Genomic DNA, 17,252 nt, shown 5'->3' on the forward strand with positions numbered 1-17,252 from the left:
CACGTTGATTCTTTAAGCAATACCGTTATAATGTGAGTATAATTGCGCAAATATTTTCATAACAATTGCGCAATTAATGGGAGGTGATGACGAAATAAGTCGAATTGGATGACAATCTATTCCATAAGGAGGCGATCGCGTCTCGACATCATAAGATCCGATCTTCATGGAAGAACACTACAATCCTGGAGGTATGATGATGTTCAAGAAATGGATCTCAACCTCGATCGTCGCGCTTCTCTTGGCCGGCCTGCTGCCCGCCTATACGGCTAGCGCCGCGACAGTCGCTTACGGCGCCGATAACGCAACCGTCTTCCCGAACCCGGAACGCGGATACCATAACCGCTACGAAATTATCAACGACGTTTCCGTCAACGATTATGCCAGCGCCGCGACGAGCATCGCGGGCTTTAACCCCGACATGCTCGACCGAACGTTCGCTCGCGCCAAACAAGCGGGCAACACGCTCATCCACAGTTACATCCATCTGGACAAATACAAAAATACCGACCAACTCCCTCAAGCGCTCCTCGACAACCTGTCTTCCGGACTTGCGGCCATTCGGACCGCGGGCCTCAAAATCGTTTTGCGCCCGGCTTACGCCTGGTCCGAATCGCCCGCCGTGCCCGAAGCCCGCATGCTCGGCCACATTCAACAAATCAACGCGGTCATCTCGGCCAACGCGGACGTCGTGCTCCATCTGGAAGCCGGTTATCTCGGCCCGTGGGGCGAATGGCACACGAGCCAATTCACCGATCCGTTCAGCCGAACGGACGCCGATACCCGGTACCGCATCATCAAACAAATTTTGAACACGACGCCCTCTTCCATTCCCGTCGTCATCCGGTATCCTATTTTCATCAAAGAAGTGTTGGAACTGCCTACTCCATCCGGGTCGACCGCTCTGACGCAAACCGATAAAGACCGCATCGGCTTCCACAACGATTGCTTCTTGTCCGACAGCGCAGACATGGGCACTTACGACAACAATTCCTGGATGGGCTGGTATTATATCGAGCAGAAGAAGCAATGGATGTACGATATGGCCACCTCCACAGGCGGCAACAAAATGATGGGCGGGGAAACGTGCGACTCCGCCGGCAGCAACGACGCCGCGGGCGTGAACGTCCAATCGGAAATGAGCAAGCTGAACTTCACCGAGATTAACGAGGATTATGCCGCCGTCAACACCAACATTTGGAAAAACACCAATTTGACGGCGTCCGGCAGCGATCCTGCCGAAACCGCGTTCACTCGGATCAAGCGCAAGCTCGGCTATCGGCTGCGGCTCATCGACGCGACCTTCCCGACGAGCGGGAGCCCGGGAGGCAGCTTCTCTTTCTCCGCGAACATGAGCAACGACGGTTATTCCGGGATCATCAAGTCCAGGCCCGCGTTCCTTGTCTTCGACAACGGCTCGCAAAGGTACAATATCCAATTGACCGGCGTCGACGTCCGGCAATGGCTCAGCGGCCCGATCGCTTTGCCGGCGCAGACGGTTTCGTTGCCGGGCAACATGGCCGGCGGAACTTATAAGCTGGCGTTGTGGCTGCCGGATGCCGATACGAGCCTGCGCTCGCGACCGGAATATTCCGTCCGTTTCGCCAACACGGGAACGTGGGATGCAGCCAAAGGTTATAACGTGCTGTCCAATGCCGTCACCGTAAGCGGGACGCCCGTCGCTCCCGACGCACCGTCGAACCTGCAAGCGTCTCCGGGCAACGCCCAGATCAGCTTGACGTGGAACGATCCGGGCGGCGCAACAAGCTTTACGGTGCTTCGTTCCACGACCAGCGGGTCAGGCTACGCCCAGATCGCTTCCGGCTTGACTGCGACTTCCTATACCGAGACCGGGCTGACTAACGGAACGACTTATTATTACGTCGTCAGAGCCGTCAACTCCGCCGGAGCAAGCGGCAATTCGAATCAAGCGAGCGCGACGCCCGCCTCGATCCCGGTTCCTTCCGCACCGGCATCGCTTACGGCGACTGCGGGAAGCTCCCAAGTCAGCCTGTCTTGGCCGGCTTCCTCAGGCGCGACAAGCTACACGGTGCTTCGCTCCACGACCAGCGGCTCCGGCTACGCCCAGATCGCTTCCGGCGTGACGGGCACTTCCTATACCGATACCGGGCTGACGAACGGAACGACGTACTATTATGTCGTCCGCGCCGTTAACGGATCGGGCACGAGCGGCAATTCGCCGCAAGCTTCGGCGACGCCGGCCGCGCCGCAGCCGCTTACGATCGATTCCTACGCAAGCCAGACCGCGTTTTCGAATAAGAAAAACGATTTGAACCTCGACTTCAGCTGGACGATGGACAGCTTGTATTACGGCTCGGACAGCATCGGCAACATCGTCCTGAACTCCGGCGGCAGCGGCCAATACTTGCAGGAGAACATCAACCGCAGCCTGTCCGGCGCGACGAGCCTGACGATTCGCGCGCGCGACTGGAGCGATACCGACTCCGAAGCCCACTGGAACGTCATCCTGAATGACGGAACCGATCATACGGTCGGACCGATCAGCACGTACGGCAACGTGACCGGCAGCTATACGGATATTTCGATTCCGCTTTCTGCCTTTAACGCCAACTTGGCGAACGTGCAATACGTCCGTCTCGTTCACCGCGACGCGACCTACGCGGTGCTGCTGATCGACTCGATTTCGACCGACGGAGGCGGCGGAAGCAGCGGCGGCGATACGGTCGCGCCTTCCGTACCGGCGAATCTAGCCTCGACCGGAACGACGAGCAGCTCCGTCAGTCTTTCGTGGAGCGCCTCCACGGACAACGTCGGCGTGACGGGGTATATTATCTATCGCGGCGGCACGCAAGTCGGAACGCCGACCGGTACCAGCTTTACCGATACCGGGCTAAGTGCAAACACGACCTACAGCTATACCGTCAAAGCGCAAGACGCCGCCGGTAATTTGTCCGCGGCCAGCTCCGCCCTGTCGGTCACAACGGCGGCAAGCAGCGATACGACCCCTCCGTCCGTTCCGGCGAACCTCGCCTCCACGGGCACGACAAGCAATTCCGTCAGCCTGTCGTGGAGCGCCTCCACGGACAACGTCGGCGTGACGGGATATATCGTCTATCGCGACGGTGCTCAAGTCGGAACGCCGACCGGAACGACCTATACGGATACGGGTCTTGCCGCTAGCACCGCCTACAGCTATACCGTCAAAGCGAAAGACGCCGCAGGAAATTTATCCGCGGCCAGCTCCGCGTTGTCGGTCACGACATCCGCAGCCAGCGGCGGCAGCCAGACGACGTACGAAGCGGAAGCGTCCGGCAATACGCTGGCAGGCGGAGCGACGGTCAGCTCTTGCGGCACTTGCTCCGGCGGCTCAAAAGTCGGCTACGTCGGCAACGGAGGCACGCTGCAATGGAACGGCGTGACGCCGGCCAATGCCGGCAGCCAGCCGGTGAAGTTCTATTATTTGAACGGCGACTCCGGAGCCCGCTCCGCGCAAATCAGCGTGAACGGAGGCGCGGCGACGACAGTCAGCTTTCCGAGCAGCGGCGGATGGACGACCGTCGCCTCGCTCGACGTCACGCTTTCCTTGAACGCGGGAGCGAATACGATCAAAGTATCCAATCCGAGCGGCTGGGCACCCGACTTCGACAGCGTCGCCTTGCCGGCGCCTCCCGACACGGCCGCGCCTTCCGTCCCTTCCGGACTGGTTTCCACGGGCAAAACGGACACCTCCGTCAGCCTGTCCTGGAACGCCTCGACGGATAACGTCGGCGTGACGGGCTACATCGTGTACAGAGGGGGCACCCAGGTCGGCACGCCGTCCGGAACAAGCTTTACCGATACGGGGTTAACGGCCAATACGGCTTACTCGTACACGGTAAAAGCGAAGGACGCCGCAGGCAACCTTTCGGCCGCGAGCTCCGCGCTCTCGGTCACGACGAACGCGCCGGACACGCAGGCGCCTTCCGTCCCGGCCGGTCTTGCCGTATCCAGCAAAACGAGCAGCTCCGTCAGCCTTAGCTGGAGCGCTTCGACGGACAACGTCGGCGTGACGGGTTATCTCGTCTATAGGGGAGGCACGCAAGTCGGCACGCCTTCCGGAACGAGCTTCACCGATACGGGTCTTGCTCCCAGCACGACCTATAGCTACACGGTTAAGGCGAAAGACGCCGCGGGCAACGTCTCGGCCGCAAGCTCCCCGTTTTCCGTGACGACGAACGCGCCGCCTCCGGGCGGATCGGCTTCGACCGTTCCGGGCGGCGTTCCGGTCAATCCTTACGCCGTCAATACGCCCGACTCTTCCTTGACGGTCCATGCTCTCGCGAAAGGAACCGATCCGGTCACGAACCCGCTGAAAGGGTTCGCGATCTGGTTCTATCCCGGCGACCATGCCGACAAAACGGCGACGCAGCTTGGCGGCATCAACAACTCGATCGAGTGGAAATATTTCGGCCTCGGCGAATTGATGACCGGCATGAACTCGTACGATTGGGAGCCGATGGAGAAAGCGTTGGACGAAGTAGCCTCTCATGGCAAACAGTTGAGCTTGCGCGTCGCCTCTTGCGAATCGTTCTCTAGCAAAGACATTCCGGATTTCCTCATGCCTCAAGTGCGCAACGGATGCATTCTGAACTACGATTCCCCGACCGTCATGCAGGCGTTCCAGAACTTCATCGCCGCTTTCGGGGCGAAGTACGACGGAGACCCGCGCATCGCCTTTATTCATATGGGTCTCGTCGGCAGATGGGGCGAATGGCATACGTGGCCGAACGACGGCAGCAACGGCACGCAAAACTGGATGATGTCGGACGCGAACGCGAACATCATTCTCGACGCCTACAACGCGGCCTTCCAAAAAACGCGCGTGGAAAATCGCTACCCGCGTTCCGGCGGAGGAAACCATCTGACGACGCTCGCGCGCATCGGCTTCCATGACGATTCGTTCGCTTACCGCGAAATGGATCCCGCTTTAGGACGCGTTGGCAGCATGACGCTGCCGATGTCCATGGACGGCAAATCGGATTCGCAGCTGACCCAGGCGCTAATATACGGATCGGAGAACAAATGGGCGACGGCGAGCATTGGCGGCGAAGTGCGCCCGGAAGTCCAGGGCAACCTGTTCGATCCAGCTTCCGCCACCAAGGACGACGCGATGACGGACGTCGAAATGTCGCACGCGACATGGATGATCTGCCAGAACTGCAAATACAACAAAAACGATCCGAACGAAGTCGCCGTATGGCAGAAGATGGGCTATAATTTCTACACGAAAAATGCTTATTTCAACAACACCGTGTCCGGCAGCTTCAAAGTCGGCGTGCAGATCGAGAACACCGGCGCCTCTCCGTTCTACTACGGTCCGGATATGTACCCGGTCGAAATCGCTCTGAAGAACTCGTCCGGCGCAATCGTCAAAACGTGGACGACCGATTGGGATCTTCGGACGATCATGCCGAAGCAAGTGCGCGTTTTCCCGGAATGGAACGTTTCCGGCAGTCCGACCTACGTCAACTTCGGCCAGCCGCAGTATTTCGATGCGACGGTGAACGCCGCGGGCGTCTCGGCCGGATCCTACAAGCTCGTCATGCACGTCTATAACCCGCTCTGGAAAATCAATGAAGCGGACGTGCGCGCCAAAGGCCATATGCCGAGCTACTTGCCGTGGAACAATCCGCTGCCGATCCTGTTCGCGAACCAAAGCCAAGGCGCGGACGGCTGGCTGGATCTCGGTTCGATTACGCTTCAATAGCAATAAGCACATTTGAGAAAAAAGGCGACGCTAGGGAGATTGGATCCCTGCGTCGCTTTTTTGTACTTCATATTCATTGCCGTCCGCTTATTCGAAGCGGATTTCGTCGATCCAGATCGTTCCGCTGGCGCCGTACCAGAACGACATCGCAAGCTGCCCCGGCGAGCTTCGGTTCACGCCGTTCGCGACCAAATCGATCGCGATGTCTTTGTAAGCCGTCGTGACCGTATTGCCGCTGAAATCCCCGAACGTTTTGTCGACGCCGCCGAGCGAGACGTGGAAATGGCTTTGCTCTCCTCCCGCGCCCCCCTTGATACGGACGATCATTTTCGTATAGCTCGTCAGGCTCTGGTTCACGTCGCTGCCGAACCAGCCTCCGTTGTTGTACTGCAACTTCAGCGCGCTGCTTTCGATCACTCCGGCATTGTTAACGAAGCCGTTGGCTCCCGCCCACTTGCCTAGATCGTTCGTTCCCGGCCACGCGGGCGAATCGTCAAAGTTGTCGAGGAGCAGCGACGATCCTCCGCCGGACGCGCTTGTCGTATCCGTCACCGGGTTGCTAGCCCCGGAGATGTTGCCTGCCGCATCCTTCGCCTTCACGGTATAGGAATAGGACGTGCTCGCGGCTAGTCCCGTATCGGTATACGTTGTCGCCGTCGTTGTGCCGACATAGTTGCCGCCCCGGTATACGTCGTAACCGATCACGCCGACGTTATCCGTCGAAGCCGTCCACGACAGGCTCATGCTGGAAGACGTTTTGCCCGTGACCGCGAGGTTCGTCGGCGCGGTCGGCGCTTGCGTATCCCCGCTTCCGCCGCTTCCCGCGCTGACTTGGATCCGATCGAAGTCCGGCGCCCATCCCGACGAATTCGAAAATTTGATCGTGTTATTGCCGGCGTTCAATTGAACTTGCGTCATCACGGTACCAAGCGTCGTCCAGCTGCCCGTGCCGGGGAAAGTCAGCGTAACCGCCGTTCCGCCGTTTACGCTCATTTGCGCCGTGCGGCTTGCATCGCCGTTTAGGTAGGAAATCGTCACCGTCGCCGTACCCGCGGACGAGGCGTTCACGCCGTTGAATTGCAGCGTGCCGCTGTTGTTGCCGACATAGCCGACCTTGCCGCCGCCGGAACAGCCGGCGCACGAACTCGTCGCCGCCCCTCCCGCGAGCGTATTGCCGGAAGCTTCGGCTTCATAGGACGCCGTCGTTCCTCCGCCTCCGGAAGCCGAAGTCGTCGCGGTGAACGAATTGCTGGCGGCGGATACGTTGCCTGCAGCGTCTTTCGCCTTCACCGTGTACGTGTACGCAGAGCTTGCCGCAAGCCCGGTATCGGTATACGAAGTCGAAGAAGTCGATCCTGCGAGACTGCCGCCGCGGTAGACATCGTAGCCCGTCACCCCGACATTATCCGTCGATGCGCTCCAGGACAAACTGACGCTGTTCGAGGTAACGCCCGTGCTGCTTAAGTTCGTTGGAGCCGTCGGCGCTTGCGTGTCTCCGCTTCCGCCTCCGCCGCTCACGCCGCCGTCGTACGCGCCGCTCGTCAAGCTGTAAAATAACGTATTATCCGATTTCAAGCCGGCGAACGAGCCGAGATTCTGATCGGTCGGGTCGCCGCCGATACCGACTTTGCCGATCGGCGTCCGGCCTCCGGCATAATAGTTCGTATTCGCGAATCTGACGCTCGGTTTCCAACCGGATGGATCCAGAATCGACAGCGCCAGCGTGTAAGTACCGTTAACCAGCGAGGTCGGTATCGTAAACGAGCCGGTTACCGTATTCGTGGCGGGAGCATTATTGTACGCTCTCGATCCGGCGTTCCAATCGGTTCCCGGAAGCCATTGCCGGATATCCGCATTGAACAACCCTTTCCAGGCGACAGTTTTGTCCGCCCTCAGCAAGCTGGCCTCTACCGGCCAGTTGTAGTAAAACGGCGACGATCCTTTGTTCGTAACGTTAAACGATACGTTCATCGTTCCGCCCGACTGCACGTTACCCGTGAAGGAAGCTTGGCTGATGACATATCGATAGCCGAGCACCTTCTGCATCGCCGTCGCGCCGTTTTCGACCGCGGAGTTGCTTGCATTGTACTCCGCAATCCAGCCAAGGCTGGACGTATGTGTTTTCATAATCCAGTCGATGACGTAGTTCGTATTACTCGTACTGCCGAGCGTCCCGTCGGGGCTGCCCCCTAGATTCGACTGATCTCCCCAATCGTATGCCACTTCCCCGCTGTTGATCTGCGTCCGCCAAGTGTCGCGGGAAATTTCTCCGTTGCCGCCTGCGGCATCGTCAGGTAGCGCGAAGCTGTCCCACTGAATGCCGAACGGATAACCGACGAACGTCTCCGGATACCTGACCATGACCTTCTTGTTGTGGAACGCGTTGACATAGGCGTCGCCCAACGTTTGCTGGAAGCTGAGCGGGATGCGATCCGTCCCGTCTGCGAACTTGTTCGGATAAATGTGCTGCTCGCCCCAATTGCCGAACAATCCGAACTCTACGGCCGCGACACGAGGGTCGTTGTCCCACGCCTGTCCAAGCTTGTTGATGAACGCGACCATTCGAGACTTATACGTATCCGACAGCCATTGCTGAACAGGGTCGCCGTGCGGAATGCTGTCCGGCCAATATTCCCCGACATTCGGGTAAACGATGACGACGCGCGGAACGACTTTCAGATTCCGGCTCTCGAGCCCTGCCCAAGCCGAATTGCTCCAATCTTTTATTTTCTGAACGGAATCCGTAGCCAGGTTCTCAAGACTTGTGTAAGGGATATAGTGCTTGTAAATCGATGTGTACTCCTTGTCGGGAAAATTGCTGCTGCCGATGTAAACCGAAGGCCGGAAGCCCATATTCGGATTTTTGAACGCCTCTGTCGTTTCCGTCAAGTTCACAGTGATCGTCCCCACAGCGGCATGAGCCTCCTTGCTCGTCCAGCCCGAACCGAGGACGGCCGCGAAAGCTATCGCAATCGCCAGACCGGAAAAACCGATTTTCTTTTTCATCCTGAATTCCCTCCCGTAAAATGCAGCAATTTGTCAGCGCTTTCAACAGAAATCGCACATCACGCACAAACCGATTACAATGCCCCCTTCCGCTTTATTGCGCCTTACGCGTTGAAGGAAAATTTTGCGCAAATATTTTCCTAGACTTATACTAGTGAAAATTCACTATAGTGTCAATCCCCTGACTACAACCGCAACAAAAATAGAGTTCTATTAGCCGCAGCCGCAAGAACTCCATTTGCTAATTTTTATCTTGTACTCTCGCGCACGATTCCCGTTCAATCAACTCGGTCCTTAAGCCGATATTGACTTCAGAAATGTACTTGTTCGTAATGAGCTCAGCAATCATCTTAACGATTAGCGAGCTAATATCGTAGCGAAATCTCCGTACGGTCGTCAGCGGAGGCATCATAAATTCGGACAGCTTCAAATCGTCGAAGCCGACGATCGATACGTCTTTGGGCACTTTCAATTTCATTTCCGAAAGCCCCTTCATGGCCCCGAAAGCGATGATGTCGTTAAAAGCGAAAATCGCAGTCGTCTCCGGGCAAGCGGACAGCAGTTTCTTAACCGCCTGATGGCCGTGAGCCGGATCGAAAGCCCCCATGTGCACGTTCGACTCTTCCCAGGATAAGCCCAAATCCCGAAATGCCTCCCGGCAGCCCCGAAGCCGATTCTCGTTCACCAAGTGCTCTCCCGGGCCAGCAATCAAGCCAATCCGCCGGTGCCCGAGTCCGTGCAAATAACGAATGACTTCGTAGGCGCCTTTGCGATTATCGTAATCGATGTAGTTTTGCCCGCCGTCATATTGCCTTCCGTTCGTCACCAAATAAGGAATACCTCGGCTAGCCAACTCATCGATCATCTTGTCGTTAACAAAAGGATCGAACACGACGGCAGCATCGACCTTCTTTTCGTTCAGCAACCGATAAGCAGGCGAGGCAGAAGAAAATTCAGCCGTGCGGGTCACCATATGAAAGCGATGGCCGTAAGCTTCGAAATGCTCTTTCAAATCGTTCAGATCCGCCGAGGACGAAGGATCGTTCTCGTAAAAATCATTCGATTCGGGCACAAACACGGCAATGGAATATGCAATAGTCGAAAGCTTCGACGGAACGATGCCCGGCTTCAAATATTCGCTGGCGATATCCAGCACCTTGCGGCGCGTATCGTCGCTGAAATTCCCTTGGTTGTTAATAATCCGTGAAACCGTACTGACCGATACGTTGGCCTTCTCGGCGATTTCCTTGAGTTTAATGGCCGTTCCCTCCAGTTCCGTTCCAGCTTTCAATTTCATCTTACTGAGACGTTCTCGTGCCGTCAAACGGACTTTGTTGTTCTCAGATACCACGGAAGCCGTGATAGAGGCGCTTTTACGATACACTCGCATGGACCGACAATCATATCGCCGCTTTCCTCTTTCCATTCTCCTTCCGGAAAAACGACCATGCGCTCGATCGCCCCTTTTTCCAGAACAGGAGCTACCAAAATATCGTTCCCGAGCATGAATTGGTCTGTGACGCGCTCATACCCTTTGCCGGGGTAAACAAATTCCAGTGCGCGCAGCATCGGCGTCCCTCGTTCCGCCGCCTCGTTCGCCAGCGCGCGCAGCGTTGCCCCCATTCGCTCCCTTAGCCTAACTGCGGCGAGGCAATATGAGAGCTTTTCCTCGTCCAGCACCTTCCAAGGTGCCGTCGAAAATTGGATCATAGGGAACAATGCCGCACACTGAGCATAACGAACGAACAGTTCCGGATCGAATGAGGAACCGTTTAGATCGCCGTCCCAGCCTCCGCCGACCATGTCCGGGCAATTGAAAGCAAAACCGACAAGTCCCTGTGCGATCGAATTCGGAATCAACGCGCGAATCCCCTCGTCGCCCCAAGCATGGGGCTTGTCGCGCAGGCGCTGCATGAGCGGCGCTCCTCCCATTTTCCAACTGGCTCTATACTCGCTAAGAGAATAATGAAGACCTAACCGGCTATACGCTGCGCAATCTTCGTTCGGGATGTCCGTTCCGCGCCACCGGAAGCTTGTGACCCAATCGCTGGCCGCATCTTCCGACGGATCGCCCGCATCGAACTTGAAGCCGTCGACGCCGTATCGAACGACGAGCTCGTCAAGCGTTTCCTTAAACCAGGACCATGCCTCCGGGTGCGTGTAATCAAGTACGGCACTGCATCCGTTCCACCAGCGACGAAGCGCCATTTTGCCCAATTCGTCCTTCACCAAGTAACCGAGCTTGTCGAGTTTCCTTCCTGTCAGACTGTCCGGACTTACGTAAGGACACACCCAAAGCATGACTTTGAAACCCATCTCATGAAGTTCGTCCATCATCTTTTTCGGATCGGGAAACCGCCCCTGCTGGAAGCTCCACGTACCGTAATCCGTCATCCAGTTGTCGTCGATAATGAACACGCCGGGAGGAAAACCTCGGCTGACAATTTCCCGCGCGTATGCAACGGTCTTTTCTTGCGTCGGTTCGTAATGCATTTCCATCCAGGTGCAATATTGCGGCGCCGTAATGGCGAGCGGGTCCGGCGTCCGCCTCTGGGCGGGAAAGAAACGGGAAGCGGCTTGATGGAAGGCGTCGGGCAGACTGCCGAAATGGCCTTGGTGAAGTGCGATATCTTCCTCGCAGTCGATGCGAATTCGTCCCGATCGGAACTCGAATTCAAACGGTCGCTCGTGCCATATGTACCTTCCCCGGTTTGATATGAGGAACGGGGCGCCGGAGTTTTCGAGCAAATCTCGCAAATCGTGCAACACATCATTCGCTCCGTACGGCATACGGACGCCGTCGTGGATCGCACCTCCCCACCAATACTCCCCCTCCAGTCTTTGAATCTCCATCGTCCGGAGCGCCACATTTACCATCCCCTGTTAGGAAAATTTTTGCGCAATTTCTTTATATCTTATTCCCTACAGCCCTTTGAGTCAACTGGGAGGTCGCTAATAGCAGGGTAATCGCTTACGAAAATCTGGCATCGCTTGCTCGGGCGGTGTCGCATGCAAAGAGCCGTTTCCCAAGATCGCCGCGCGATCCTGTGAAACGGCCCTTCTTCTTCACTCTTTGACACGCAAGAACCAAGAGAAGAGGAATTCTACAAATCGTCGTCCTCGTCGTGAGTCGCGATCTTACTCGGCACGCGCCAGCCGAACCAGAGCAGCCCGAACGCTGCAAGCGGCAGCCACAAATCGAGGCGGAATGCGCCGCCCCAACCGGAAATGCCGTCACCAGCAACAAGACCGGAAGTTGCGATGCCGAACACCGCGAGCAGCAGCACGGCGAACGTGCCGGCGAACCGAGCGATTGAAGCGGCCGCAAGCAGTCGGCCTTCGGGCGGGAGCGGCAAAGTCGCCGCCGTCTCGACAAGTCTGACTCTCCGCAGCTCTCCCAATTGCAAGCCGCACAGGAAAACAGCCAAGACGTAAGCTATGCCGTCCGCCCAGGCGTTGTCGGATACGGCTAGCACGAAACCCGCCAAAACGATCAAACGCCATAATGCGCCGAACGTCTCGCCCCTTAGAAATACTTTCGCATACAAATAAGTCCATGCACTCGCATGCCGCCACGGCAATCGGTCAGCCATCCAGGCGATCCAGCGCCTGCGCGCTGGTTTGGACGTTTCCGTCGGCACGTCGACGAACCATCCGAGAAAAGCCATCCAACGGCGGCGAATTGCTGCTTCCTCGTCAATCAGCGTATCCCAGGGAAGCTTATGCCTCGCGGTCAGACGCCACAGCAACGCTATGATCGCCATGCAAACCGCCGTCAAAGGAATGGCAATTGCAAGCGGCTTAAGTAGCAGAAAAGCGTAGATCAGAGCTGTCAGCAGCCATCTCGCCAATCGCAGGCTATGCCGCCAGCGCTTCGCAGCTGCCTGGCGTTCCCGCCAGCCGGCGTACACGTTACCTCCAGATAACAGCGCGGCCAGCACAGCAAGTATCGCAGTCGGATGGCTGGCTGCGATCTCCGCGGTGCTTGGAGCGTTGACATAGATGGGGGCGAACAAGCAGAAGACAGCAGCCGCACGCAGTACCGCTGCGACAATCGCGCGGTTCAGACTCGGCTTTATGTAGGCGCGCAGCATGCTCATCTCCATCGGCAGCAAGAAAATCGTGTCCGCCGGGCGCAAGTAGACGCGAAGCGGCGCGCGAACGGATGCCACGGTCAGCGTTGCTATCCCGACAGCGCCTGCCGGCCAATCGGGTGGGATCGCCTTAATGAAGTCGACATACCAGACTAGCGCCGCGAAAAATAATGCCGACGCAAACAGGCCGAACCCGCTCTGGAACACGTAGCGGAAATGCGGCACGATCTCTCCGCGAAATGCCGCTGCCCGGCTGCCGCGAAGGCCGGAGAGAAATTGCTCCCGCCCTTCCGTCGTCCGGTCATCCACGCGGCACGCCTCCTTCCTCCGCCGCGACGAGCGCCTCGAATGCGTCGTCAAGCGTTTCGCCCGGACCACTGCAACCCGCTTTAGCTTTCACTTGAACGGGAGTTCCTTCTGCGATCAACCTACCCCTGTGCATAACGACGAGTCTGTCCGCCTTCCTCTCTAGCGCCGGAAGAATGTGAGAGCTGAGCAAGATGCCCGTCCCGCTCGCCCTCGCCTCGTCTAGCGCTTCCAGCAGTCCTCGGATGGCAAGCGGATCCAGACCTAGAAACGGTTCGTCGATAATGAGCAGGGGCGGGCTGACAAGCAGCGCATTCATCAGCATCACTTTTTGCTTCATCCCTTTGGACAACGTATCCGGCAGCGACCCTAACGCCTCCGTCATGCGAAAAGCTTGGGCAAGCGCGGCCACTCGTACACTCGCCTCTGCTTCTTCGATTCGGTACGCCATCGCCGTCCAGCGCAAATGCTCCTTTACCGTCAAACCGCTAATCAAGGACGGCTGCTCCGGCACGTAAGCCGCAGACGACCGATACCGTTCGGGGTTCTCTTCCAGCGTCGTTCCCGCTACTCTGACTTCCCCGCTGTGAGGAACCATAAGCCCTAATATATGTTTAATAGCCGTGCTTTTCCCCGCGCCGTTCAAGCCGATCAAGCCGACCATTTCGCCCGGCATTACCGTAATGGAGACGCCGTGCAACACCGGCCTGCGAGGGCTGTAGCCGCCGATCACGTCTTTCATGCCGAGCACCGGCGAATTCCCGTCCAGCCGATGTTCCGTTTGATTGTGCATTGCCGCCAAACCGTCTACCTCCCCAAATCGAAGCTTCAGCCATTTTCCTACTATTATACCGGGCTCGCCACCCGGACACAAAGAAAGAACCGCCCGGCGCTCAGCGCACCCTTGGCGGTTCTTTCCTCATCATCATATTCTGCTGGCCCTATCGCCAAAACAGCATCGGATAGGTTTAGGCCGTAACGACGATAATCTCTTGAATGACGCCGTTATTGCCTCTCACGACGACGTTCAAGTCCGTCGACAAAATGCCGTTGTTGCCGGTTACTTTCAAATTCACGGCATCTACGTTATATATCGTTGTTTGTTGCGTTCCGTTTACCATCTTCACGATCGTCAGCGTCGCGATTTTGCCTTGCGCGTTGAGCGTGATGTTGCTGATTTTACCAGCATCGTTCAGCGTGAAAACAGGCGTTTCTACTGTTTTCGTCACTTCGATGAATACGGCTTTTCCTTCGAACGTACGCACGAGCGCTTGATCTCCAACTTGCAGCGAAGACAGCGGCGACTTAACTTCCTTGCGGAAAATAAAGACGTTTGCGTCCGCGATAACGTTAACGGACGTATTGTCCGCTTTTTTCACCGTCAAAGTGTTGCCGTTAATCGCCGTAATCGTTCCGTTAATCGCCTGCGCATTGCCGTTTTCCGGCAATTGTTGATCGACGCGATCCAGGAGCGTAGCAAGCTCGGCGCGCGTAACTGGTTTGTTAGGCAGGAAAACTTTGCTATAGGCGCTGGAGTCGGAGTTACCTTTATGTTTGTGATCGCCGTCATGATCGTCATCGCGATCGTCGTCATCCCGATCTTTTTTGTTAACCGGCGCATCGATACCCGTGATCAGGTTTTTCTCGAGTGCAACAGCTACATAACCGACGGAACCGGCCGGAATGTCGCCAGCGTCTTTAAATGGAAGTACGGAATCCATTTTCTTCTTTGCTTCGCCTTCGAGCTTCATCGCCTTGACGAGCAACACAGATGCCCATAGTCGGGATGCTGCTTTTTCCGGTTGAATGGACGTATCGTTCTCCGAGAACAAATCGTTCTCAAGCGCGACGGTTACGTAACCGACGGCCCAACCGTATTTTTTCTTTAACTGATCGAAGTCTTTGAAGTTTAATTTCGCATTCATGTTTTCCGGTTTCTCGGCTTCATCCTTCAGGCCAAGCAAGCGGACGGCTGCGACAAGCGCTTCGATGCGGCTCACGCTGCTTTTCGGCTTAAAGCTTCCGTCTTCGTATCCGTTAAATACGCCTTGCGCAGCCAGACGGATAACATGATCGTACGCCCATTTCCATTCTTTCGTATTCAAATCGCCGAAATCGAGACGAATCGATTTTTTATTGCTTTTGTTTTTGTCGTCTTTATCGTGTGCCGAAGCCATTAATCCGGTCGTTCCGCCGACAAGCATCGTAAGGGCAAGCGTAGTCGCCGCCGTTTTCTTCAACATCGATTGTTTGTGAGCCATTCAAAATCTCTCCTTCGCATGTTCGCATATTGGGATAAGGACAATGGGAGGTTTTTCCCTACGCCTATACGTTTCGCTCGAGCTTGCGATTTTGAGAGGGTCCTATCGGTAAAATAAGTCTAAAGTATGAGAAAGGACCTTCTCCCGGGCAAAAAAGGGAGAAGGTCCTACATCGCGCCGGGGTCCTCCGTCACGATTTGTTATCGTTATCCTCTGGCTTCGCCGCTTCGCGTTTTTCTTTTAGCCATTTGGGCGCGCCTTTGTTTTTACGTTCGCGCTCCCGTTCGGATTTGGACTTGCCCGGCTTGGCAGCGGACGCTTTGACAACTGCTTTGGCCGATGGCTCCTGCTTCGTCGAAGCGTCATCTCGCTTGTTCGCAAGATCGGCTTGCGCAGGCTTACGGGCACTAGGCTTGCCTGAACGCTGGGCGGCCGATGTCTTGACGCCCGCTCCGCTCCGCAATTCTGCCGCCGCTCTGGCGGCATCCGGCTTGGAGTTCGGTTTGCTCGTACTTGCCGCATCCGACTTGGCGGGCTGCTTGCTTACGCGTGCAATGTCCGACGGCTTGGCGGCCGCCCGACTTCCCGCCGCTTCTGTATCCGGCTTACGCTGCGGCTGCGCTTCCTTCTGCTCCTGCGACTTCAAATACTCCGTTTTCGATTTCCATTCGAACTTCGGCTTCCCGGCCGCCGTCCGACTTCTTCTCGCATCGCTCTCCTCCAGCGTAACGACTTTGCCTTCGTACGTCGTGCGAGGCTCGATCGTGATGCCAAGCTGTTTCTCCAGCTTGTCGACGATAAAACGCTCCTCAGGCGCAATCAGCGTAATCGAAGTGCCTTCCCGTCCCATTCTCGCCGTACGTCCGGAACGATGCACATAATGGTCGGCGTCAAGCGCCGGTTCGTATTGTATGACGAGCGTTAACCCTGGCAAATCCAAACCACGTGCCGCAACGTCCGTCGCGATGAGCAGTTTCGTCCTGCCGCTGCGGAATCGCTGCATTGTCTCCCCGCGCTCTTGGCCTCTTGTATCGCCGTACAATGCGTCTACCGACAGGCCTTCGTAACGAAGCTTGGCAAGCAACTCTCCGATTTTTTCCGTGTCATTGACGAACAGCAACGCCGAAGACGGCTTCATATGCAGCACAAGCCTGCGGATCAAGTCGATCTTCTCCCTGCGGTCGGTCAAGAAGTACCAATGCTTTAATGTTTTGGACAATCCGTTGTCGTTCTCCGCTTCCGAAACATCGGATACCCACGGATCGTTCTGCCATTTGCGTTCGGCTTCTTTCATCGCCTGCGAACGCGTTGCGGAGACGAACACAGTCTGACGTTCGCGCGACGTTCTCGCCATCAGAAACTCGACGTCGGACTTGCCTCCCAGCGAGAATACGCGGTCCGTCTCGTCGATGACGACATACGTGACAGCATGCAGCGACAGCTTGCGCGTATTCGCAACTTCTCTTACCCGGCCAGGCGTGCCGACGATAAGCGCGGGTTTGCTTTTCATCCGCTCCAGTTGCCTCGCCAGCGAAGCGCCACCGATCAACGCAACGGCTTTCACGCCGAGCGGCTGACCGTACGTCTCCGCCTCGCGCATAATTTGCATCGCGAGCTCCTGTGTCGGCGCAAGAATAAGCGCCTGCGTCTCCTTGCGCGCGGCATCGATCCGCTGCAGCGCCGGCAGTAAATAAGCGAGCGTCTTGCCCGTCCCCGTCGGCGACACAATGACGCCGTCTTTGCCCGCCAGCAGCTCGGGCAATGCTTGCTTTTGCACTTCGGAAGGCTCGTTAATACCGGCTTTGGCGAGCTTCTCTGCTAGCAATTCATGTATTCCCAATGTTAGAAATTCCATAT

The 17,252-nt window shown here is 56.8% G+C and carries 8 protein-coding genes; 1 reads left to right on the forward strand and 7 read right to left on the reverse strand.

The window, feature by feature from the left end; genetic code table 11:
• Positions 1-199 precede the first annotated feature (199 nt).
• Complete coding sequence (locus ACFPOF_RS22600) at positions 200-5,728, forward strand: DUF4832 domain-containing protein (protein ID WP_378136861.1); 5,529 nt, start codon at positions 200-202, stop codon at positions 5,726-5,728.
• Between the two features lie 87 nt (positions 5,729-5,815).
• Here the strand turns inward: ACFPOF_RS22600 and ACFPOF_RS22605 are convergent, their stop codons facing one another.
• The 7 genes from ACFPOF_RS22605 to ACFPOF_RS22635 all read right to left on the reverse strand — a co-directional run bounded on the left by ACFPOF_RS22605 (position 5,816) and on the right by ACFPOF_RS22635 (position 17,250).
• Positions 5,816-8,734: a DUF4832 domain-containing protein gene (locus ACFPOF_RS22605; protein ID WP_378136863.1), complete on the reverse strand. Its 2,919-nt coding sequence runs from the start codon at positions 8,732-8,734 to the stop codon at positions 5,816-5,818.
• 241 nt (positions 8,735-8,975) lie between these two features.
• The gene (locus tag ACFPOF_RS22610) at positions 8,976-10,031 is read right to left on the reverse strand and encodes a LacI family DNA-binding transcriptional regulator (protein ID WP_378136865.1); all 1,056 of its coding nucleotides are present in this window, start codon (positions 10,029-10,031) and stop codon (positions 8,976-8,978) included.
• Positions 10,032-10,054: 23 nt separating this feature from the next.
• Positions 10,055-11,587 carry a glycoside hydrolase family 31 protein gene (locus tag ACFPOF_RS22615; protein WP_378136866.1) on the reverse strand — a complete coding sequence of 511 codons (1,533 nt, stop codon included), beginning with the start codon at positions 11,585-11,587 and terminating at the stop codon, positions 10,055-10,057.
• Positions 11,588-11,838: 251 nt separating this feature from the next.
• Positions 11,839-13,137 (reverse strand): ABC transporter permease, encoded by a 1,299-nt coding sequence (locus ACFPOF_RS22620; protein ID WP_378136868.1) that lies wholly within the window; start codon positions 13,135-13,137, stop codon positions 11,839-11,841.
• The gene (locus ACFPOF_RS22625) at positions 13,130-13,927 is read right to left on the reverse strand and encodes an ABC transporter ATP-binding protein (RefSeq protein WP_378137125.1); all 798 of its coding nucleotides are present in this window, start codon (positions 13,925-13,927) and stop codon (positions 13,130-13,132) included. The genes ACFPOF_RS22620 and ACFPOF_RS22625 overlap by 8 nt, the downstream gene beginning before the upstream one ends.
• Positions 13,928-14,102: 175 nt before the next feature.
• Positions 14,103-15,395 carry an S-layer homology domain-containing protein gene (locus ACFPOF_RS22630; RefSeq protein WP_378136870.1) on the reverse strand — a complete coding sequence of 431 codons (1,293 nt, stop codon included), beginning with the start codon at positions 15,393-15,395 and terminating at the stop codon, positions 14,103-14,105.
• A gap of 190 nt (positions 15,396-15,585) precedes the next feature.
• Positions 15,586-17,250 carry a DEAD/DEAH box helicase gene (locus tag ACFPOF_RS22635; protein WP_378136872.1) on the reverse strand — a complete coding sequence of 555 codons (1,665 nt, stop codon included), beginning with the start codon at positions 17,248-17,250 and terminating at the stop codon, positions 15,586-15,588.
• Between the last annotated feature and the right edge of the window lie 2 nt (positions 17,251-17,252).

The sequence above is a fragment of the Cohnella soli genome (assembly GCF_042655525.1).
In the GTDB taxonomy this organism is placed as follows: Bacteria; Bacillota; Bacilli; order Paenibacillales; family Paenibacillaceae; genus Cohnella; species Cohnella soli.